General features: G+C 34.0%; 23 protein-coding genes and 1 tRNA gene. 6 read left to right on the top strand and 18 right to left on the bottom strand.

What is annotated here, in order from left to right; translation table 11 throughout:
- Window positions 1-4: 4 nt before the first annotated feature.
- Window positions 5-2158: a xanthine dehydrogenase family protein molybdopterin-binding subunit gene (locus ABW637_RS14505; protein ID WP_367585431.1), complete on the bottom strand. Its 2154-nt coding sequence runs from the start codon at window positions 2156-2158 to the stop codon at window positions 5-7.
- 20 nt (window positions 2159-2178) lie between these two features.
- Entirely contained in the window at window positions 2179-2640 is a 462-nt protein-coding gene (locus ABW637_RS14500) for a (2Fe-2S)-binding protein (protein ID WP_367585430.1), read from the bottom strand.
- Window positions 2641-2818: 178 nt separating this feature from the next.
- Between ABW637_RS14500 and ABW637_RS14495 the strand changes: the two genes are divergently transcribed.
- From ABW637_RS14495 to ABW637_RS14475, 5 genes are all read left to right on the top strand, one after another.
- Window positions 2819-3376 (top strand): AAA family ATPase, encoded by a 558-nt coding sequence (locus tag ABW637_RS14495; RefSeq protein WP_367585429.1) that lies wholly within the window; start codon window positions 2819-2821, stop codon window positions 3374-3376.
- Window position 3377: 1 nt separating this feature from the next.
- Window positions 3378-5285: a RecQ family ATP-dependent DNA helicase gene (locus ABW637_RS14490; protein ID WP_367585428.1), complete on the top strand. Its 1908-nt coding sequence runs from the start codon at window positions 3378-3380 to the stop codon at window positions 5283-5285.
- On the top strand, window positions 5285-6232 hold the full coding sequence (gene fmt / locus ABW637_RS14485; protein ID WP_367585427.1) for a methionyl-tRNA formyltransferase: 948 nt from the start codon (window positions 5285-5287) through the stop codon (window positions 6230-6232). The genes ABW637_RS14490 and fmt overlap by 1 nt, the downstream gene beginning before the upstream one ends.
- Window positions 6233-6419: 187 nt before the next feature.
- On the top strand, window positions 6420-6692 hold the full coding sequence (locus ABW637_RS14480; protein ID WP_024769076.1) for an HU family DNA-binding protein: 273 nt from the start codon (window positions 6420-6422) through the stop codon (window positions 6690-6692).
- Window positions 6693-6823: 131 nt separating this feature from the next.
- A complete protein-coding gene (locus ABW637_RS14475) occupies window positions 6824-7384 on the top strand; it encodes a YqgE/AlgH family protein (RefSeq protein ID WP_367585426.1) in 561 nt (186 codons plus the stop codon).
- Here the strand turns inward: ABW637_RS14475 and ABW637_RS14470 are convergent.
- Window positions 7381-8229 carry an aminotransferase class IV gene (locus ABW637_RS14470; protein WP_445012727.1) on the bottom strand — a complete coding sequence of 283 codons (849 nt, stop codon included), beginning with the start codon at window positions 8227-8229 and terminating at the stop codon, window positions 7381-7383. The genes ABW637_RS14475 and ABW637_RS14470 overlap by 4 nt on opposite strands.
- Window positions 8230-8293: 64 nt before the next feature.
- Window positions 8294-8686, bottom strand: coding sequence for an START-like domain-containing protein (locus tag ABW637_RS14465; protein ID WP_367585424.1), 393 nt, complete (start codon window positions 8684-8686; stop codon window positions 8294-8296).
- Window positions 8687-8834: 148 nt separating this feature from the next.
- Between ABW637_RS14465 and ABW637_RS14460 the strand changes: the two genes are divergently transcribed.
- A tRNA-Met gene (locus ABW637_RS14460) sits at window positions 8835-8908 on the top strand.
- 330 nt (window positions 8909-9238) lie between these two features.
- On the opposite strand, the gene ABW637_RS14455 is transcribed toward ABW637_RS14460, so the two are convergent.
- The 14 genes from ABW637_RS14455 to ABW637_RS14390 form a co-directional block, all read right to left on the bottom strand.
- Window positions 9239-9502 carry a hypothetical protein gene (locus ABW637_RS14455; protein WP_367585423.1) on the bottom strand — a complete coding sequence of 88 codons (264 nt, stop codon included), beginning with the start codon at window positions 9500-9502 and terminating at the stop codon, window positions 9239-9241.
- A 44-nt stretch (window positions 9503-9546) separates the two neighbouring features.
- The gene (locus tag ABW637_RS14450) at window positions 9547-10992 is read right to left on the bottom strand and encodes a nicotinate phosphoribosyltransferase (protein WP_367585422.1); all 1446 of its coding nucleotides are present in this window, start codon (window positions 10990-10992) and stop codon (window positions 9547-9549) included.
- Between the two features lie 108 nt (window positions 10993-11100).
- On the bottom strand, window positions 11101-11829 hold the full coding sequence (locus ABW637_RS14445; protein WP_367585421.1) for a metallophosphoesterase family protein: 729 nt from the start codon (window positions 11827-11829) through the stop codon (window positions 11101-11103).
- Between the two features lie 4 nt (window positions 11830-11833).
- A complete protein-coding gene (locus ABW637_RS14440; RefSeq protein ID WP_367585420.1) occupies window positions 11834-12745 on the bottom strand; it encodes an ADP-ribosylglycohydrolase family protein in 912 nt (303 codons plus the stop codon).
- Entirely contained in the window at window positions 12742-13284 is a 543-nt protein-coding gene (locus ABW637_RS14435; protein ID WP_367585419.1) for an RNA 2'-phosphotransferase, read from the bottom strand. The genes ABW637_RS14440 and ABW637_RS14435 overlap by 4 nt, the downstream gene beginning before the upstream one ends.
- Window position 13285: 1 nt before the next feature.
- Window positions 13286-13762 (bottom strand): macro domain-containing protein, encoded by a 477-nt coding sequence (locus ABW637_RS14430; protein ID WP_367585418.1) that lies wholly within the window; start codon window positions 13760-13762, stop codon window positions 13286-13288.
- On the bottom strand, window positions 13759-14394 hold the full coding sequence (locus ABW637_RS14425) for a DUF4291 domain-containing protein (RefSeq protein ID WP_367585417.1): 636 nt from the start codon (window positions 14392-14394) through the stop codon (window positions 13759-13761). Before ABW637_RS14425 ends, ABW637_RS14430 begins: the two co-directional genes overlap by 4 nt.
- Window positions 14395-14416: 22 nt before the next feature.
- Window positions 14417-14965 carry a riboflavin biosynthesis intermediates N-glycosidase gene (gene ybiA, locus ABW637_RS14420; protein ID WP_367585416.1) on the bottom strand — a complete coding sequence of 183 codons (549 nt, stop codon included), beginning with the start codon at window positions 14963-14965 and terminating at the stop codon, window positions 14417-14419.
- Window positions 14962-15777: a ribose-phosphate diphosphokinase gene (gene prs, locus ABW637_RS14415; RefSeq protein WP_367585415.1), complete on the bottom strand. Its 816-nt coding sequence runs from the start codon at window positions 15775-15777 to the stop codon at window positions 14962-14964. Before prs ends, ybiA begins: the two co-directional genes overlap by 4 nt.
- A gap of 115 nt (window positions 15778-15892) precedes the next feature.
- Complete coding sequence (locus tag ABW637_RS14410; RefSeq protein ID WP_367585414.1) at window positions 15893-16573, bottom strand: NUDIX hydrolase; 681 nt, start codon at window positions 16571-16573, stop codon at window positions 15893-15895.
- 82 nt (window positions 16574-16655) lie between these two features.
- Window positions 16656-19031, bottom strand: coding sequence for a porin family protein (locus ABW637_RS14405; protein WP_367585413.1), 2376 nt, complete (start codon window positions 19029-19031; stop codon window positions 16656-16658).
- A 179-nt stretch (window positions 19032-19210) separates the two neighbouring features.
- Window positions 19211-20989 carry a hypothetical protein gene (locus ABW637_RS14400; RefSeq protein ID WP_367585412.1) on the bottom strand — a complete coding sequence of 593 codons (1779 nt, stop codon included), beginning with the start codon at window positions 20987-20989 and terminating at the stop codon, window positions 19211-19213.
- Window positions 20990-21136: 147 nt separating this feature from the next.
- Window positions 21137-21703, bottom strand: coding sequence for a hypothetical protein (locus ABW637_RS14395; protein WP_367585411.1), 567 nt, complete (start codon window positions 21701-21703; stop codon window positions 21137-21139).
- 64 nt (window positions 21704-21767) lie between these two features.
- Window positions 21768-22655, bottom strand: a complete 888-nt coding sequence (locus ABW637_RS14390) for a hypothetical protein (protein ID WP_367585410.1) — start codon at window positions 22653-22655, stop codon at window positions 21768-21770.
- Window positions 22656-22663 lie beyond the last annotated feature (8 nt).

Below are 22663 nucleotides of genomic sequence, written 5' to 3'. Positions count from 1 at the left end.
ACTTTTATCCAATAGGAGCTTTAGCTTTCATATGCTTTATAAAAGGTTGTTTGTATAATCGAATACCTTTTGCCGCTTTGATTGCATTAGCTACCGCTGCTCCAGCTGGTGGTAAAGTAGGTTCTCCTAGTCCTGTAGGAGCAACGTCACTCTCGATAAAATGTGTTTCTACCACCGGAGTTTCATTAATTCGTATCAAACGATATGTATCAAAGTTTTTATCTACTGGTTCTCCATTTTTAAATGAAAAATCACCGTACATCGCATGGCCTACACCGTCAATGACACCTCCTTCTATTTGATTTTTTGCTCCTAATGGATTGACTACGATTCCGCAATCAACCACACAAGTCACTTTCTTTACCACGGGAATATCATTTTCTAAGACGACATCGGCTACTTCGGCTACATGCGTATTATGACAATAGTAAGCACTAAAACCTTGATAAACTCCTTCTTTGGCATTGCCCCATCCAGATTTTTCAACAGCCATATTGATCACTCCCTCTAATCGTTCGGGTGAGTATTGGATTCTTTCATCTGTGGTACCCTTTACTTTTTGGAGTAAATCTAAACGAAGCTTAATACGATCAATTTCAAGAATTTCTGCTAATTCATCAAAGAAACTTTGTTCTGCAAATGATAAAAAGTTAGTATATGGCGCTCGCCAAGCCCCGGTCGTTATTTTACTATCATAAGCCGCAGCATCTACCTGGTAGTTTTCGATAGCTCCGGCAGGAAAAAAGTTAGGGATTAATCCATACATGTTCGAATTTACGGAAGCTTCTTTAAGGTGATATCCTGTGATTTGTCCGTCTTTGATTGATGCACTAATTTTATATTTTATCGATGGTCGATATATCCCTGCAGACATATCATCCTCTCTAGAATACACTACTTTTACCGGTTTTTTTGCCAAATTGGATATTTCGGCCGCTTCTAATGCAAAATCACCATATAAACGTCTACCAAAACCACCTCCCATTCTGGTCATCTCTACCGAAACATCTTTTACATCTCTTTCTAGTAATTCGGCAACTCTACTTGCCGTACGTTGCGGAGTTTGTATAGGTCCCACCAGTCTAACTTTCTCGGCAGTTACATCAGCAAAGAAATTCATAGGCTCCATGCAATTGTGTGGCAAGAAAGGTGAATCATATGTTCTTTCTATTACCTGATCTGCTCCTGCAAACGCCTTTTTTACATCTCCATCGGCTCGAAGGGTTTTAAATTCTTTGCCATTAAGAAGATCAGTCAGTATTTTATCATGTTCTTCGGTATTTTCTAATTTAGCATCAGAAGTCCAGTTGGCATTAAGTGCTTTTTTACCTTTCATTGCGGTCCAGGTATCTTTGGCCAAAACGGCTACTTTATCTCCAAACTTAATTACATCGTGTATTCCAGAAATAGCTTTTGCCGCAGCATCATCAACACTCTCTAGTTTTTTACCAAATGCTGGCGGTCTAAGTACCGAAGCTATTAGCATATTATCTTCCTTATAATCAAGCCCAAAAAGTGGTTTTCCGGTAATGATCTCATCAATATCTACATTACTGGCATCAGACCCAATAATTTTAAAATCTTTAGGGTCTTTTAAGGTAACATTTTCGGGTACTTTAAGAGCTGCGGCTTCTTTTACCACATCGCCATATCCTAATTTTTCACCTTTTGCATTAGTAATGACACCATTATTTGTTTTACATTCTGAAGGGTCTACTCCCCATTTGGCCGCCGCTGCATTAACAAGCATTTGTCTAGCTGTGGCTCCCGTTTGTCGCAAAGGTTCCCAACCATGTCGAATAGACTGGCTTCCTCCTGCTACTTGTCGCGTAAAATTTTCGGTATCCAAAGCCCCTTGTACAACATGAACATTTTCCCAGGCGATGTCTAACTCCTCTGCAATAAGCATCGGCATCGATGTTTTGACCCCTTGGCCTATTTCGGGATTTGGTGAGTAAATAGTCACCATACCGTTATCTGCTATTTTAATAAAAGCGTTAAAATCATTAAAGTTCAGTTTAGAAATATCCACAGGAGGTGCTGCTTCAGGCTTACAAGCTTGAAACAGATTAAACCCAATTAACATTCCACCACCGGCTAAAGCCGATGTTCTTATAAAAGACCTTCTACTAAAGGAAGGCGATACTATATTTTTCATTATGTGAAGATTTAAAAGGGTTAGCTCATTTTACTCGCAGCAACTTCTACCGCTTTTTCGATTCTATTGTACGATGCGCATCTGCAAATATTACCACTCATCGCATCTCTGATCTCAGATTTACTCGGTTTTGCATTTTGGTTTAGAAATGCGGTAGCCGACATGATTTGCCCGGCTTGGCAATATCCACATTGGGGAACATCTACCTCTTTCCAGGCTTGTTGCACAGGATGAGATGCATCTTCAGAAATTCCTTCAATGGTAATAATCTCCATATCTCCTACCATAGAAACCTGAAGCAAGCAGCTTCTGGTAGCAGATCCATCTACATGAATGGTGCATGCGCCACATTGACCTATACCGCAGCCAAATTTTGTACCCACCATATTTAAGTGATCTCTAAGTACCCACAATAAGGGAGTGTCTTGATCTGCCTCAATATCATGAGACTGGCCATTTATTTTTAAATTGTATACCGGCATGAGTTTTAGTTTTTGATTTGTGTTTAACTAGTCTAAATAAAGCAATTATTGGTCATTCGTTATTGAAGTTACTAAAAATTCACTTTTACAAATCCAACTTTAACAGAGCTTTATACTTCTATTAATAGTATTTTTTAATTCCTTTTATAATTCCGAAATTTGCACCAAAATTATTCCTTTGATAAAGAAAAGAATCGTAATTACCGGAGCGCCTGGAACAGGCAAGACCTCTGTTATCGTAAAGCTCGAAGAATCTAAATTCTATTGTTTTCATGAAGTTATACGAACCATGACTCAAGAAGCAAAAAAAAATAATGGATCTCATTCTATGGTTTCAAATCCAATAGTATCGGTTTCTGATCCCTATGAGTTCAATACAAAAATCCTGAATGCAAGAGTGCAACAGTTTAATGATGCTTTATCCCAACAGAATGATGTCTTGTTTTACGATAGAGGTATCCCGGATGTGCTTGCCTATATGGATTATTTTAAACAATCCTATGAACATCATTTTATAAATGAATGTAAGAAACATGTTTATGATCATATTTTTATATTACCCCCCTGGAAGGAAATCTATGTTTCTGATGAAGAGCGTTTCGAAAGTTTTGAACAAGCAGAAGAGATTCATCATCATTTAGTAGAAACCTATCGTAAATTGGGATATAATTGCATTGAGGTTCCTTTTGGGACTGTATCAGAACGTAACGATTTCATTCTTAAAAACATAAAATAGATTGGTAGAATCTGCTCTCCAAATATTAGAAAAGCATTGGAAATATGATAGTTTCAAGCCTTTACAGGAAGAGATTATCAATTCGGTTGTAGATGCAAGGGATACTTTTGCTTTATTACCGACTGGAGGAGGAAAATCAATTTGTTTTCAGGTTCCCGCATTACTAAAAGAAGGCATCTGCATTGTAATTTCGCCTTTAATTGCTTTAATGCAGGACCAGGTGCAGCAACTTCAGCAAAAGGATATAAAAGCCATAGCGCTACCCAGCGGAATACCCTATTCAGAATTAGACACATTACTTGATAATTGCATTTATGGGAATTATAAATTCTTATATCTTTCTCCAGAACGCCTTCAGCAGGATATTGTAAAAGAGCGATTAAAACAAATGAATATCAATCTTATCGCTGTAGATGAAGCACATTGTATTTCACAATGGGGAAATGATTTTAGACCCTCCTATAAAAAGATTAACATTCTAAGAGAATTACATCCAACGGTACCCATGATCGCCTTAACAGCATCGGCAACAACAAAAGTTGTTGACGATATTATTACCGAATTAGATCTTTTTCAACCACAAGTATACAGGCAATCTTTTTTTAGAGCTAACTTAGGATACATGGTAGTAAATGCAGTCGATAAAAACTACAAACTCACGCAGATTCTAGAGAAATACCCTGGTACATCAATTGTATATGTTAGAAACAGAAGAGCCGCTATAGAACTCAGTGACTTTCTTAATGCCAATGCCATTACTGCCGCCTTCTATCATGGCGGTGTAGATGCTAAAGACAAAACAAAACGATTCGAACAATGGATGAATGAAGAAATTAGGGTAATGGTGGCTACTAATGCATTTGGCATGGGCATCGACAAACCCAATGTGCGCACTGTGATCCATTATAATGTACCCGAAAGTATAGAAAGTTATTTTCAGGAAGCAGGAAGAGCAGGAAGAGATGGAAAACCATCATTTGCATTTCTTTTGAAAAATCAGAACGACAATACCCGATTAAACAATCAATTTATAAAAGTATTACCCAGTGTAGAGGGGACCAAATTGGTGTACCGTAAGCTATGTAACTACTTTCAGATATCCTATGGAGAAGGAGAACAAACTTCTCATGACTTTAACTTTAATGCGTTCTGTAAAACCTATGAGCTAAACACCTTAATTACCTATAATACCATACAATTTTTAGATCGTTGTGGCGTCATCAGGTTTATGCAACGGTTTACTAAAAAAAGCACTGTACATATCCTGGTAACAGGAAATCATCTATTAGAGTTTTTAAAAAGCAATACACAATACGAGTTAGTGGTCAAGGCTATACTTAGAACCTATGGTGGTATTTTTGATGAAGAAGTGAGCATAAATCTTCCGGTAATATCTTCTAAAATCGGAATACCAGAAGCCGAAATAGTACAAGTGCTACATAAATTGCAAGACTCAGAATTACTAGAATTTAATCATAAAACTTTTGATGCCGAAATTATTTTCTTGATTCCCAGAGAAGATGACCATACTATAAACAGTATAAAACATCATCTAATAGAACAAAACCGCTCTAAAATTAAAAAGGTAGAAGCCATACTACAATTTATAGACAATACTACAATATGCAAAAGTAAGCTACTACTCGCCTATTTTGGAGAACAAGATAGTAGTGATTGTAGTATTTGTAGTTTTTGTACTAGTAAGAACCGAAATAAGGACACAATAGATCTGAGTAAAATTCAGGGAGATATTATCAGGCTTTTACAAGAAAAAAAATTATCTTCAAGGGATTTGATTTCTAAGTTAGAGTACCCCGAAAAAATCACATTAGAAGTGTTACGCGAGATGAATGAACATCAACTCATAACAATCAATCACGACAACAACTATCAATTAGTACAAAAATAATGAGAGACTTACGAATTCTATTTATGGGAACTCCGGATTTTGCCGTCGAAACCCTAAAAGCAATAATTGAAAACGACTATACGGTAGTTGGTGTTATTACCGCTCCAGATAAACCTGCGGGCCGAGGCAGAAAGCTTAAAGCATCTGCAGTGAAAGAATATGCTTTATCTAAAAATCTTAGGGTACTACAACCTACCAACCTAAAAGACGAGCATTTTATTGAAGAATTAAAATCTCTACGTGCAAATCTTAATATAGTAGTAGCCTTTAGAATGTTGCCTAAAGTAGTTTGGGATATGCCAGAATATGGTACTTTTAATTTACATGCATCTTTGCTCCCTGCTTATCGAGGTGCCGCCCCTATAAACTGGGCAGTTATCAATGGAGAACAAAAAACAGGAATTACAACATTTTTTATCGACGAAAAAATAGATACAGGACATATTATCTTACAAAAAGAGGTTCCCATTAATGATGATGACACGGCAGGAATCTTGCATGATACATTAATGACCGAAGGAGCTGAATTAGTTGTACAAACTATAAAAGCAATCGAAAACGATACTGTAGAGGTACAACCTCAACCTAAGGATACCAGTTTTAAAACAGCTTACAAACTAAATCGTGAGAACACCAAAATCAATTGGGAAAAAGATATTCGTACTATTAATAATCTTATTAGAGGCTTAAGCCCTTATCCAGCTGCCTGGTGTGAATTATACAATAAGGGCAATAGCGAACATATAAAGATTTATTCGGCTAAACTTGTAGAGGAACCCCATAATTTTGATATCGGTAAAGTAATTATTGAGGACTCTACGATTAAAGTAGCAGTAAAAAATGGATATATGATTATCGAAAAACTTCAGCTTCCTGGAAAAAAGGCTATGGACTCTAAAGCCCTACTAAATGGGTATGTTTTTTACAGAGACGCAAAAATGAGCTGAAATACCAGTGTTACTAGGGTTTAAAAATTGATAAAAAAGACCGTTGTTTATTAACAATCCCCCTGAGTTATCAACAAATGCCTGTATTTACTGGGCTAATCCTTGCATGAATCATAAATCCGTATAAATTTGTAAAGCGTTTAACATAAAGATTGGTTTAACCAACAATTAATTTAAAAACAGAATTATGAACAAAACAGAATTAATCGATGCAATGGCAGCTGACGCTGGAATCACTAAAGCAGCGGCTAAAAAAGCCTTAGAATCTTTTTTAGGAAACGTTGAAGGAACTCTTAAAAAAGGGGGACGTGTTTCTTTAGTAGGTTTTGGATCTTGGTCAGTTTCTAGAAGAGCTGCAAGAGAAGGTAGAAATCCACAAACTGGAAAAACTATCAAAATCGCTGCTAAAAACGTTGTGAAGTTTAAGGCTGGTGCTGACTTATCTAGTTCAGTAAACTAATCAGTCCGTTTTCGATATTATTTAAAAGCTCCCACATTGGGAGCTTTTTTTATGGTTTTACCACAAAAATGGATCAACTACTTTGATTATTAGAAATAATTATTTAGCTTTAAGATAAAGAAAACCATCGTATGATATCACTTCAACCCTCAAAAGGACACCTGTTAGTTGCCGAGCCTTCCATTATAGGGGATGTATCATTTAATCGTTCTGTGGTTCTTCTTGCAGACCATAGTGAGCAAGGATCCATTGGTTTTATAATGAATAAACCTTTAGAATATTCTCTGGCTGATCTTGTACCCGATGTAGAAGCTGATTTTAAAATATATAATGGGGGTCCTGTAGAACAAGATAATCTCTATTTTATTCATAAAGTACCTGATTTAATCCCAAACAGTGTAGAAATTTCTGGTGGTATCTATTGGGGAGGAGATTTTACAATTGTGTCCAAATTGATTGCTGAAGATAGAATCACATCTAACGAGATTCGGTTTTTCTTAGGGTATTCTGGTTGGGACTCAGAACAGCTTAATCAAGAGCTAGAAGCCAATTCATGGGTAATTGTTGAAAACAACTATAAAAAAAATATCTTCGGTAAATCATATAATACCTTCTGGAAAGAAAAAATGATAGAACTTGGAGGTGATTATTTACTCTGGTCTAATGCGCCAGAAAACCCCACCTACAATTAATCGGCTAATCTAATCCTGGTATTTAATATTCCTAATAGCCTTCTGCTTATCGCAGTATTATACTCTTTTTTTCTGAATTTGGTAATAGGTTGAATACCACTAATCACATTGGTAACAAACAATTCATCAGCTTTTTGTAACTCGAACGGAGAAATTGAATCTTCTTGTACTTCAAATTCTGGTAATTTTTCGAGAATTCTTAATAATTGCGTTCTAAGTACTCCTTTTAGGCATCCATCGGCAACGGGAGGTGTTTTTATAGTATTCCCTTTGATCAAAAAAATATTTCCGTTTAAAGCCTCGATAACCATTTTATTAGAATTTAAAACAATACAATTATCGAAACCATTTTCTTTAGCAAAAATACTTCCTAAAATATTAACTAGTTTATTATTTGATTTTAGAGTAGACAGTAAATCTGGTGCTACATAATGGTCTTTAAAAAGAGTTACCTCACATTTATTTTCAGAAATTGTATAAAATGGAGTATCTAATTGAGATGTAGATATTACATACTCAACCTCATTAGAAAGAGGAGTATATAACCCTCCCGAAACCCTATTGACCATGATCTTTACCCGTATAGAGGTATCCAATCCGTGATTCTTTGCAATTAGATCCAGAATTTCTTTTTCTAAAAATTCTGGAGTAAACTGCATTGGGATTTGCATTCTTAGAATGCGCATAGAAGCCATTAATCTAAAATAATGGTCCTCCCAAAATAATAGTTTCCCAGAATTAACCCTTATCGTTTCGAATAAAGCATCTCCGTATGTATATCCTCTATTGGTAATCGTAATACTTGCTATATTATCTTCAAGCAAATTTCCATTAACATTAACCATAAAAAAAGTCCCATACACTTTTAATGGTATGGGGGAATAAAATTGATATTAAAAAAAGAAAAAATTAAGCCGAACCGAGTACGTGTTTAAGATTGCTAATCATATTATCCCAAAGCATCTTATTTTCGTCTATTTCATCGTCATCAGAATAATCAGTAACCATAAGTGAGACATCTTTTGTTATCTCATCTACCTGAATACGTAATTCGAAGAAATAATCATTACCATTATCCTCATCCTCTACCCATCTAAATTTTATACGTTCTCCACTTTTTTTACTCAAGAGTTTTGCTTCTTCTTCAGAATCATCCCATATAAAAGTAAACAACTCTCCTCTAGAATTTACATTATCGGCAAACCACTCAGAAAGCCCTGAGGGAGTAGAAATATATTGATATAATAGTTGTGGTGAAGATTGAACTACAAACTCAAGTTCATATTTTGTTTTTTCAGACATATCATTAATTGTTGATAAGCCAATATATAGATTAATTGTCGACTTTAAAAGGACATTGAAAAAAAAATTAATTCCACATTATTGTTTGTGACATTGTATTTTGTTTTTATATTTGCACCCGCATTTATTATTAATGTAGCATCTATTTGGCGAGGTAGCTCAGCTGGTTAGAGCGTTGGATTCATAACCCAGAGGTCGGGGGATCGTGCCCCCCTCTCGCTACGATTAAAATAATATCTGCGATATCAATAAAAAATGCGTCTATAGGACGCATTTTTTTATGGTATTTATTTAAGAATTACTTTGTACTGTATAGAAAATAAAATATACACCACTCCAAAAAAGAACAAAGCTTTTGTGATAGAGAAGGTAATTGCTATTTTTAATCAACCGCTAAAAGAATATACAAAATTAGTATTTGATACTGTTAAAATAGTACAGGAGCAAAATTGGGGAGAATAATTGCTTTATGTTATCTATTTCTTTTTTTAGGATAAACATCAAAAGATACTATTGCTCTTCCTAATTCTGTTTCTCAAAATTAATTAAAAATCAACAGCTCACACGTTCACTTACTCGCTCTTTTGAATAAAAGCCAAACGTAAAGTCCACTGCTTTTTCATATACAAAACTCTGCATGTTAAAATTGTATTCTATTGGGGCTTCCAGTTGTTTCATCAATTTAATGATACGATATAGTTTCGTTTTAGAGATCCCTAATTTGCATGCAAATTCATCAGGTGATCCAGTGGCTTGCAAACGAATCAGTCTATCAATTCTTTCTATAAGTTCTATTTGTTTAATGATAATATTCATTTTTTTCTGTCATGTTATCTATACTTTCTCTTTTTATTTATGATTCAACTAATTAATCGTTCTCTTATCCGTATTAGATTGTCGTCAACAATTAATTTACCATCAAGAAAAACTGTTTGTAATAAACCTTCATTTTCTTCATCTTTAGACACTTGATCTTTAAATTTTACGTGTCCGTTTTCGTTATATAATTGAATTAAACCTTTAGCAGATTTCTTGGTACCGTCATCGGTAATAGGATCTTTAAATATCTCTCGGCCTTTACCTTCCACTTCAACATAGGTAGCTTTCATGGCAAATCCAAAAGTATCTCTGGTATTATATTGATAGGTAAAGCTTCCTATACCCAATACAACATTTGTTGAGGCAAATCCCTTTTTCTTCAGGCGTTCACATATCTGTTTTGCCCTTTCTATGGTAATACTGTCACCATAAATAGCACCAATTTTGGGGTCTAAAACTTTATATCCTTGCTTATTTATGGTTCCTCCAAATTCGTCCCAAAGCAGTTCAATTACTCCCTTCGCTATTACAGGATTTTCATGTTGACATCCACAAGTAATATCTACAGGGTTTCCAGAATCGGGTCTGATCACTAGTTTTCCATCACGTTCAAGGATTTCTTCTTTTAACATTGGTAAGTACTCTGTAAGTACTTTCCATAAATCCCATGTATCAGATACTACAGATAAAATCCCTGTTGGATAGGTGTCTAATAATCTTCTAAACGTACCTATTTCGTCATCCTTGCTACCAGCACACATCACACTGTGTTCCGTTGCATTTACACTACCAATCACTAGTTCTTTGGTTACATCGGTATTATAAAATGTTTCATATGCCTTAGCTACCGCAAGTGTATCGCTGCCCGAAAAAGCCAGTGCATGTGCCATACCACTGAGTATTGAAGATTCGGTTCCAGACATTCCTCTCATTGAGAAATCATGCCCTTGCCAAGTCACAAAATCCAAATTTGCTTCATCAGTTTCTGAGGCATATTGCATCAATATCTTTCTGTATTGTTTGGCAATGGTAGCTGAAGTACATGGCTGCCAAATAATATTAGACAAAAGAGTTTCTAAGTAATTTGTTAACCAAAAGAATTCTGGTTTTGTATTTACCATAGTGAACATAGGTACTCTAATTGGTACTTCTGTCCCTTCCGGTAATGCTTTGATTTCTATAGGTAGATATCCTAAATCATGTAAGTCTTCTATATGCGAAATATCATAATTTATTCCTAAGTAATTATCAACATACTTTTTATATTCTGCAGTAACAGCTTCCTTAGGTTGATTAAAGAAGTCCTCTTTAAATCGTTTAATCAAATACTCTTTAACGAAATATTGAAGTCCAAAAAACACTACATTATCAACGCCTTCTACTCGACTCTTACGTGGTGTCCAATTAGAATAGACTAATGTAGTTCCTTCTGGGTATTGTTCTCTGTGACCTAATTTGTAACCGTCTGTTAATAGTAGTGGATTCATTATTTAATATTTTGTGTTATTTATACGCAAATATAGATTACACTTTTTAAACCACAAAGTATTTTGCGTATTTTTTACATAAAATATTTAGAAACTATGATAAACAAATTAGTTTCTCCCTTTCTCTGTTGGATATAAAGATGGTAAAGGATCACTTTGCCAAAATTCTTTGGTATCGATATCCATAATGGTTAATTTACCTTTAAAGGCAGCTCCCGTATCGATATTCCAAAGATGATAGGCTTTCATAGGTATAAATTGGTCATAATTAGTAGTTGGTGTATGACCTATGTAGATTTCAGAATAATGCTCGAATCTCTTTGGAGGATTATCTTTTAAGTCTTCTTTATTTACTTTTTCGGCCAATAGTGCAGCTTCCCACAGCGTTCGATCCCAATAATAATTAGAATCGTATTCCTCTCTACCTACTCCATGCATAGATGTGAAACCTGCATGCACAAACAATCGATTATCTTCATCCAAATAGTAATCCTGCAAGTTGTCGAAAAACGTTCTATGAGAATCTTTGGTCAGAAAACCGGATTGTATATAACTGTTCATGGTCTCTTTACCTCCGTGCGCTAACCATACTGGGTTGGTTGCACCTTTATCCAACCATAACCCACACCAAAGGTCGTGATTTCCTCTAATGAAAATACAAGTATTGGATTGAGATAGTTCTATTAATTTCTCAATGGTCTCAGCCGATTCGCTCCATCCATCCACGTAATCTCCTAAAAAAATCAAGATATCCTCTGGTGTTACTTCAGCTCTATCTAACACTTGAAGTAAAGCTATATGTCCGCCATGTATGTCTCCTATAACAAGTGTTCTCATGATTTTATAATTTGTCGCCTAACTTTTCAGCATTTTTACTAACCCAATCGTATTCTGCTAACATCTCTAATTGGTTCAATAAATGTTGCGGCACACAGTTTATGCCTATATAGGCACCTACAATATGCCCAGTCATTGAACAATTTGTATCAGTATCCCCTTTACTTTGTATTAATTCATCAAAAATAGAGTCAATAGACCGTTCTTTAATCTTATTGGCGGAAAAGATTGCCAAAGGCACTGAATTTACAACATATCCATCATTTCCAAATTGATTAGCCACTTCTATTATGGAGATTGTCTTCGAAAGATTGTTTAATTCGATAATTCTATCTCTCACTTTGGAATCTGGTAAATCATTCATAATCAGTTTCATTAGACTTATGTCATCTTTCCAATTTTGGTTAATAATATGTTTAATAGACAGAACTATCGATAAAGCTCCAACATATGCTTCTGTATTTTTATGAGTTATCGAACAAATTTCTTCTATTCGTTCTCTTAAAATATGATTAAAGAAAGCTAAAGGAGCTATTCTCATGGCTGCACCATTTCCCGCAGCATATTCTCCTCTTCTACCCACTTGACTCCAGTGCCCTCCGGCTTGAAGTTCTTGAAAGGCTTTAAGTGTCGATCCTCCTATGCCTCTTATTTTTCCATTTGAAAAAAGCGTAATAAAATATTTAACTAATATATTCGGTTCTAAATTAATATCTTCTAGAAACGCTTGACAAGTGGCAATTGTTAACTGAGTATCATCGGTAATATTCCACTTTGGAATTTCTTCTTTAGGTTTTCCAAAAGGATAATAGACATTATCATCCAGTTTTATTTTATTTTCATAGGCACTACCCATTGCATCTCCTATTGCTCCTAGCAATATTGACCCAAGAAATCTTTCTTTTTTTGATATCATTTAAACTCAATATATTCTGACTCAACATTGTCGGTTAACCATACCCCATTATCAGATTGAAAGAATTCGGCACCGTTTGCATACATTGCTCCAGATCTTATCGTTAGAATAAATGGCTTTCCTCTTCTTGCTCCTACTTTGGTTGCTGTATCTCTCTCTTCGCTGAGATGCACATGATGTCTGCTCATTTTTAGCAAACCTTTTTCTCTGATTGCGTCCATAAATTTTGCAACGGTACCGTGATATAAAAACTCTGGTGGTTGTTTAGGATTGTATTCTAAGTCTATTTTTATAGAATGCCCTTGATTTGCTCTTATTCTAGTGCAATCTTCGTTAAAAGCGAATCGTCTTTTGTCATTGGTTTCAACAATTTTATTTAACAGGTCAATATCCAAATTTGGCTGATGTTTTTGTGTTTTATTTAGTAATTCATTTACATCTGCCCAGCCATTTTCATCGAGTTGTAATCCTATTTTAACGGGATCATGTCTTAGAATAAGACTTAAAAATTTACTTATATGTTTATGATTTATTTTCATTTTAATTAAAATCGTATACAAAAACGTCTATGTCTTTTTGTATTAGTGTTTCTTTAATAATAGGTTCTATTTTATCCCATTTTCCTCCGGCTAGCCCGCAACCTATTCTTGGCATGTGGATACTTGCTTCTAACTTCTTAGCTTCTAAAGCTATCTTTTCTAAACATGTTTTAACGGCTTCATATCGAATAGGAACTCCATTGCTACCCGTTTTCATTCCTTGTTGCGCTATCATGTTACCAATATAGATATAATCAGATACTTGTATTAACTGAATTGCTCCTAACTCAAAATCATTTTTTGCTCGGTTTCGATGCCATTCTCTATAAGATTTTTCAGGTTCTGGCCACCTTTTGGAAATAACCAGCACAAAACCTTTTCCCCAACCCCCAAGATTATTGCACACATGAACAATAATCTTAGTTCCTTTGGCTTGCGGAACTGTAGCATCTCCTTTTATATAATTTATCTCTTTCATTTCAACATTAAATATTTGTTTAACTCCGCATTTTCAAAAACCAATGGTTTCTCATCCGGAATTACAAGTTCATCAAGGTTTTTAGATTTCACAAACTCATATTGCTCTTTCATAAAATCAGAAATATCTTCTATTTCTAAGATATCATCTTTGGAATATGACCTTATAAATTCATTTCGCAACCCAATTTGAATCGCTCTTCTTTCTAACTTAGCTCCATACGGATCATGATCTGGATCCCATTGTAATCTAACATTGGATTGTTGCACATCTTCCTGCCATGAATCATACGATTTATACAATTCAGATTTAAAAGAAGAATACACAGCATTTTGTAAATAATTTTCAAAAGCTTCCCTTTTTAGATGTATGGCTAACACCACTTCTTGTCCTTCTTTTGTTCCCCATCCATTTCTATACATCATCCATAAAAAATTGGGTTTTATCCAGGTCATTCGTTCTAAACTAAAGGCGCCTCCAAAATATTGATTGTGAGTAGCAAAATTTCCAATCTCTGGTCGATACGATTGATATACTATGATCTTCTCAGCATCGTACTGTGCCATAATATGATAACCACTTTGTGGCCAGTCATTTTGTTGTTCTTTATATTTTTTTAATTGTAGTTTCATTTTCTAATTTTTAATAAGTCATTTATAGACTTAATTCACCTCTCACCTCCATCAAGGCAAATCCTAAGAGGTTCTGCCCTCTCCACAAGTTTGGGTTTTGCGCTTTTTCATTGTTTTGACTCATTCCTATTCCCCATATTCTGTCTCTTGGACTTGCTTCTACGATTATTCTATTTTTTGTATTCAATAGAAACTCCTTTAAATCTTCGTGTTGAGAAAACTTGTACAAACTTCCTTCTTTTACAATTTCATATTTATGTTCATCCCATGTCTGCGGATCAAATTTTTTAACCTTTCTGCCTAATTGTTTTGCTTCCATAGGATGATTACAAGCAATTATTTGTTTTTGAATGTCTGCATCTTCAAATAATCGTGCTTTTTCTGCCATCATCCAATGTTCTGACGTTTTATACGTCCTGCCTTTAACTTCAAAAGAAGATGACCACCATTGACTAAAACAGCTTTTACCGATATTACCATCTTTATTTGGTGTGTGCCCCCAGAAGAACAAATATTTTAAACTTTTTCCCTTATTAAATTGTTCCTGTATATTTTGTAATGTGTATTTCATAATTCTATCTGTATAACTTTTTCTTCTTCAATATTTTTAACCGAATTCGTTGTAAATACATTATCAAATGATTTCTTTAATTCTTTGGTTCCATTGCTAAAAATCCCATGACTAACAATAAGACTTAACTTACCCGCATTTTTTTCTTTTAACGCCTTTGCAAGCCCAAGAAAAGTTCCTCCCCCATCGCAGATATCGTCTACAACTACACAATGTTTATCTTTTAAGTCCTTTTCATATACCCTAAAACCTGATAATTCACCTGTTTTAACGTCTCTTTTCTTGGAGCATTCTATGACTTCTACACCACCTAAATACTCTGATACTTTATAAATCTTTTTTAATGCCCCTCCATCGGGTGCAACCAATGCTACTTCTTCATCTATTGTTTGTAAGCACTGCTGCACAAACTCATAATTCTGAATTACCTTTACATTATTCAGTAATGCCGGAGTGACCTCAGAATGTGGATCAAAAATAGTTACCTTATTATAGTTTTGAGCATTGATAATATCTGCATATACCTTTACGCTTAATGCTTCTCCTGAAACCATAACTCGATCTTGTCTTGCTCCAGGAAAGTATGGGATAAAAACATTAATCACTTTTACATCCATTCTGCGCAAGGCATCTGTTGCAATCAATAACAACCCCAAATCATTAAAAGAATTAATACGCTGTGTAATCGTTACCGAATCTTCAATATCTTGTTCTTGTATTTTTATATGGGGTTCTCCCCCACTAAAAATGAAAGTTTCAAAATCTATCGATTTACCATATGGAGTAAATAAAGGGTCTAAATGTAAAAACATTACTATTGTGTTATTTTTACGCAAATTTATATTTCGAAAATGATTTTACCAAATATTTTGCGTAAAAAATACAATAAATTATAATCTAAATCTCTCTGACGTTAATTGAAAACTGTTATTTAATATCAAAAAGGAAGCCCTCTTTCTGATGCTTGAAGTATTGTTTTTTATTGAATTTGAATAGGTTAGCCGGTCTTCCCCTACCTTCAGATATTTTTTCATCCAGTTCTTCTAGGATATCAAAGCTAAGTATTTTTTTTCTGAAGTTTCTTCGATCGATTTGCTTCTCCAGGATCGTCATATACAACTTTTCTAGATCTGAAAACAAGAATTTATCATCTAGTAGATCAAAACCAATAGGCTCATAAGTTAATTTACTTCGTAGTCTTTTTTTTGCCTTTTCTAAGATTGTTTTATGATCAAATGCCAATTCTGGAAGCTTTTGTATATCAAACCATGCCACGTCCTTTGCATCAGTATCAGCTTTGATATCATGATGTTCTGGCTTTACCAACACAAAATATGTAACACTGATAACCCTATTTCTTGGATCTCTATTAGGTTCTCCAAAAGAATATAACTGTTCCATATAATCAACAGTTACATTAGTTTCTTCCTTTAATTCCCGTTCTACAGCTTGCTCCAGGCTTTCATGTTCTAAAACCAACCCGCCTGGTAATGCCCAAGAATCTTTATAAGGTTCTATATTTCTTTTGATTAATAATACATTGAGGGCTTTGTCTTTGTACCCAAAGACCACAGCGTCTACTGCAACTTTAATATTTTGGCGTATCATATACGCAAAACTATGAATTTAACTTAAAAACTAATAAATAAAAGAGTAGAAGTTTCTCATTACTTACTGTCTTATTCATTCTTTACTCTTTCAATAGCTTATGAAACATATCTGCCAATCGTATTTCAATAAACTTAACGATATGTTCTTCAGACTTTTCATTTTGGTACATCGAGAAGACTTTTGATGCATTTCGCTTTTTAAGCACTTTGATATCCCCTTCTGGGTTTTCGATATCTTGTGGTTTTAAATTCCATTTAATCAACGATTGTAAAAGTATGGTGTGCGATTCATATCGTTTTTCAAGTACTTTTTGTCGTTTGAGATCTTCAGGATCTTTCTCTTCTGCACTATTAATTTTTGCACTTAGCACCGTGTATTCATCTCGTATTTGTCGATCAATCTCTCTAGCCTCTTGTACCAATTTCAAATAGGCTTCGTACACCTTTTCATTATAGAACTCTGCAAAATCAAAATATGCGTCCATCGCTTTGAGGTAGCTAATCCCAATTTCTTTATATACTCTTTTATCCTTTTCTTCAGTTTCTTTAAGTTGTTCTCCTAAGTCACTTAATTCGCCTTTTTGATCTCTTATAATATGAGCAAACCCTTCTTTTTCTGGTAATGCCAATAATTGTGGTGTAATATCTTTTGGTAAACCTTCGAAACGATATTTTCTATATTGAATCCTTATAGAATCATTATCTTTTTTCGGTTTCTTTGGTTTTTTATTGAAGTTAATTTTAGGTTTCTTCAATCCAAAGGCATAATTGTATCCAAAAGTAGCGGTAAACTCACTTAAATCTCCATTACTGCCGCCGCTTCTAAACAATTGCACTCCATTAAGATTGAAATTGTGTCTCTCTTTTAGCGTATAAGTCACCGCACCTCTTAGGTTAGCTATATTTGTTTTTGCTGTACTACTATTTGAAGTATTATATCCTGTAGAAAGTCGTGTACTTAAGGTTTTTTCAAAATAACGTTTCCCAACACTTACGGTAGGCCCCCAGGTAGTGGCTTCTTCACGACCAATCGTATTGTATGTACCATTTACCGACGTGCTTATACTAAGGTTTCTTTCAGAAAAATCTATAGTATGCCCTAAATTCATGTTATGAAAAGTAGATGCGTCTCCTAGCCTTACTATTCCGCCTTGCTCATTGGCCACATCATTTAATGCATAATTCAGAGTAAGATTTTGGCGGGATGTTTCTTTTTGAGAAAGCCCATAACTGATCGTCATGGTTGCCGTCTGGGATAACTGTTTGTAATCCAAATCTTCAATTTGTTCATCTAATAAATCAGCATCATTAATCTCATCAAATTGATTTGGTTTTACATTGGTGAATGTTGTAAAATTAGAATACGACCCTGCTATATTTAACCTTTCAGACACTGCCAAGGTAGCATTTAATGACCCTATTGTTCTATTGGTATTATTGGCCTTTAAATTATCGAGGTCATCTCTTTGATACCCTACATTAATGGCCAAGGTAAGTTTATCTTTAAAAAAAGTATTAGAAACATCGAGCGTTATATTTTCGAAATCATTATTAAAGAAATATGCGCCAAGGGTTTCATATCCCGGATCAATACGTTCATATCCCAAACCAAGATTTATTCTTCCGATTGCGTATCCTAATCTAGTACGCAACGCATTATAATACTCTGTAGAGGCCCGATTATTAAAAAAGGCGGCTATTGGTGACACCTCTGAAAGGTCGGTTTCTTCTGCCCGCGTATCTCTGGTAATGGCTGTAGAAGCGTATTCTGCTTGCAAACTGAAACTTTTTCCTAGTTTAACCTCTCCTTCTACACTAATCACCAGGTTTTCTTGAGGCAGCACACCTTTAGCTTCTGGAATAGAATCAATCGAATTTTGGTCATCTTTAGCATAAAAACCTATGACTCCGATTTTATACCTTTCTTTTTCATAACTGGTTTTGAGTCCATACCCCATTCTGTTAAACGCTGGGATTGTTCTGGCATCTCCATCATCATTAGTTGCTTTAAGCAAACGACCGGCCATAGCACTAACTTTTAAGGGACCAGGCGGTGTAAGATCTACTCCTCCTCCTGTAAATTGATGCCCACTTAAGGTATATGGCGAAAATGTCATGTTTACATTTCCAATATGCCCGGTAACCCATTTATATTTTGGATGCAGGCTTATACGATTAAAATCAAAAGGCAATTGGTATCCCAAGTCTTCTCCTTGGTTAGAAAAACTATAAGATATCGGAATAGAAAAACTATAAATACTAATATTTAGAGCTCCTTGCAAAAAATAAGTAAATGGCTCTCTACTATTATTTTGATTGGATGTGTAATATACCCCGTTTGCAGAAATTTGCCCACTAACTTTAAAGGGCTTACTTTGAGTAATAGTCTCATAGTCCAGCGTTTGGCTGAAAGACACAAGAGGTATCAATAAGAATACTAGTAGTAGTTTTCTCAAACGCTTTGCATTAGTAGGTTTTAATCAAAAAAAGGCTATACTCTGTTTTTCCCACAACTTCTTAATACTAAAGAAATTGAAGGCGCGAAATAACAAAAAATTAAGGAAATTTCAAAGAAAAAACCACTCTATTTGGAGTGGTTTTTTTATCTGTTTTTACAAGTAGTATATGGTTATACTTAGTACGCTACTTTAACAATTGCAGCTTTATCTAAAATTTTCTCACCGGTTTGCGCCTTGGTGTAATATTGATGAAGGATATAAAGCTCTTTTTTATCTTCATTAACCAATGCAAAATCGTGCATATAGCTTCCGAAATAAAGCTTTGATGACGATTTTTTACCATATTCTGTATCTAAGCCAATGGTTGTAATACCATCTTGTGGAGTAATCGTAGTAAGAAAGTATCTCCCCGCTCTTTCTGCTAAAGTTACATAACGATCATTTGTCAATTCTATATCTTGAAAACTGAAGCTTTCCTGATCGTTTATAGATGATCGTAAGGCTCCAAATTTAACTGGTTTAAAGCCATTATCTAGCAAGATAAAATTATATCCATTATAATACGTCACTTTTTGTGGAAGAGAACTGTTTGGATCACTAGACGGAACACTTGTTTCTCTGACATCATTTTTGCGTATTACATAATAATCGCCCATTTTATCAATAGAATTAAAATCTACAAGATAATCGTAGTAGTTTCTTTTTGTTTCTCCTTCGACTTTGAAAAAATCCTCTGATGTTTCTACATTTAGTGTACCCTCTTGGTTAATTGTAAATATTTCGAATGTACTACTCAACAAGGATAATTGATGATTGTTGACAAATTTTAATGTATTATCACCTTGATCAATCATTAGTATCGGCGAAACTACTCTCTTATATTTCTTTTCGGTACCGTGAGAAAACCTGGTTTGAAACTTTGTTTTTCCGGTGGCATCTGTATATAGTATATCAAAATCTGTCTTTGTATACGTCTCTGATTTTTTTCCTTTTTTATGGTATCCAAAAACAGTAACAAATCCCATCGCTTCTAAATCTTTATTGTAAGCAATTTTACTTAATACTTTAGGCTTTCTGGGTGTATCAAATACAAAAGATTGAATCTTAGTCTCTTTCGTTTCTTCATTAAAAGACAACATTTTATAATTAGAATCATCTTTCTCTTTAACAAACCAAACGATATGATTTTTACCTATCGCATTATCACTATATCGTACTACCTCGTACCCATCGAGTTCTGGATTATCTTTAAGATTAATAAGATCTTTCTTTTCTGTCTCACTCATATACCCTTTAAAAGGAACGTATCTAAAAAATGCCTTGCGTTCTATCATCCAGGGCTTTATATTTTTTATCCCTAACAACCCTTCTCCTTTTAACTTCATCTCGGTTAACGACAAGAGCTCTTTATCTAATTGAGGTGCATACTTATAGGCCGTATTAAGATCATTGTAGTGATAATCCAGCGCTGTACCCGTTTCAAAACCAGTAATGTCAATAACATTTTCTTTGGGTTTAAAGAACACCTTTTTTCCTTCGGAAAGTTCCTCTATTTTATGAAACAAATTTCGTTTAGTTTCGGTAGCAGTTAAATCTTCGGTAGATACAACTCCTTCCATTACTACAGGAATGGTCGTATCATTATACATATTGTCTTTTGCCATAGAAGAAAACATTTTACCAAAAAAACCTTTGTTGTCATGTTCTTTTTTGGCCGCTTCCATCTCTTCTGCACTACTTATAAATTGAGATCCGGAGACATGGCTATAGGCATATATATAGATTTTATTTTCTTCTTTATCTAATGCCCAATTAAGCATATGGGCACCGCCTAATTTACCTATATTGGGAATATCAAGCAGTACAGAATCTTTAATAGCTTCCTGACTCGTGGCTAAGTTACTACAACATAGCATACTAATGGCTAGGATTGTTTTTAGAAAATTTGGGTTCATTATTGTTTATTTAAGTTATTTGAAGGTGCGAATTTAGTTAATTTTTAAGGATACGGTCGTATATTAATTATTACGAAATTATATATCTTGGTTTAGTTAAAGATTACTATAGGTTTTGCAGAAGTAGTTCGTTTATTTTTTTGATGATTAAGTGTTATAATCTAAAATAATATCTTTAATAATCTCTAACCATTGATTGGGAAGATAATTACCGCTACCAATATTTTCTATATTTAAGATGGCGGTATTAATTACTCCCTCTGTTAAATTTGCTATGCATAAGACTAAAGTAAAACATAAGAGACCTACTCTACTAGAACCATGTCGAAATTTAAAATCATATTTTTCATTTAACATTTGAGCTTTAGAAGATAACTCATCAAGTAAATCCTCAGAAAAGAAACAGTTATCTGATAAATAATCGATCGCTGTAAAAAAGTCATCAAAATTATCCTCATTCGAAAAAGAAAGTAAAAACTTTTCGTCAGCAAAAATACCCCTTGTATAGAAAATCTCAAGTTCTCTATTTATTATATAATCTTCTTTTACTTGTTCTTGACTGCTTAAAAATGAAAAGCCGGTAAAATATCTCTCTTCGAAAAATGAATTTAGTTCGTTTTGATTAATTTTTGTAAACTCATCGAGAATTTGTTTTAGTGTAATATCAACCTCTTTTGTAGGAATTACAGATAATTCTCCAGCTATTATTTTCATAATTCAATAATTAATATTACTTGTGCCAAAAAAAATTAATCTCTGTTATTTAATCTTTTTGATATTATCCCCTGACAGCATACCAATTTCCATTAACATCTCTATTATAATTATGCCATTTTTTATGAAAAGAAGAAAAACTGTTAAAACTCCAATCATTAATTATCTTTTGAAGTGACCCAACAAGAAAACCCATTGTATAATTACTAATATTTTCATTTAAATCATATAAATCCAAAGGTTTTTTAGTAGAATCCACAATTTCGAATTCGTTTAGCTCTAATGCTTTTTCAACTTCAATTCTAAACAAATCGGTATATGCAATTAACTGTCCATCTTCTATAAATAATGAATTAATTCTAACTATACTATTGCTAAACAAACGTCTTACTTTACCGAAATAGGTAAGCTTCATTTCATTATCTTCTTGAAAATAGAATGCGATACATTTAAAGTCACTTTTTGAAGGATAAAATAAATCCCATGAAGGATTACGAATTGAAGAATCATAAAACTTAGTTCGTTTATAATCCTCTTGCATTATATCGCCTAACTTAATGAAATCTCCTACTTTTAGAATATCTTCTTCTTTAGAAACCTTCTTACTAATAGGTTCTTTTATTTTTTCAAATTTATCCTTATAATCTAAAGTCAAATCTTGTTTTAGTATCCCATTATATCGATATATTTCATGTAATAGGCTACAAAAACCATCTAGAAGATTTTTGTTTTGGTTATAAGCATAGTGATCTATTTGCTCTATTAAGGTTGTGTATTCTATATTAATATGATGTTCCTGATTTAAATATGTACTTATATAGTTGATAAGTTTCTTGTCATTTTTACCAAGAAGATAGCCCTCAATAAAAGAAACAAGTGTATTTATTTCTTTATCAGGAATACGGTAATTAACCCATTTCAAATTTTCAATATCTTCTTCGGATAACATCATTAGATTAA

It is taken from the genome of Aquimarina penaris (genome assembly GCF_040786285.1).
GTDB lineage: Bacteria > Bacteroidota > Bacteroidia > Flavobacteriales > Flavobacteriaceae > Aquimarina.
The sequence above is the reverse complement of the archived record's forward strand: the minus strand, read 5'-3'. Positions and strand labels throughout refer to the sequence as shown.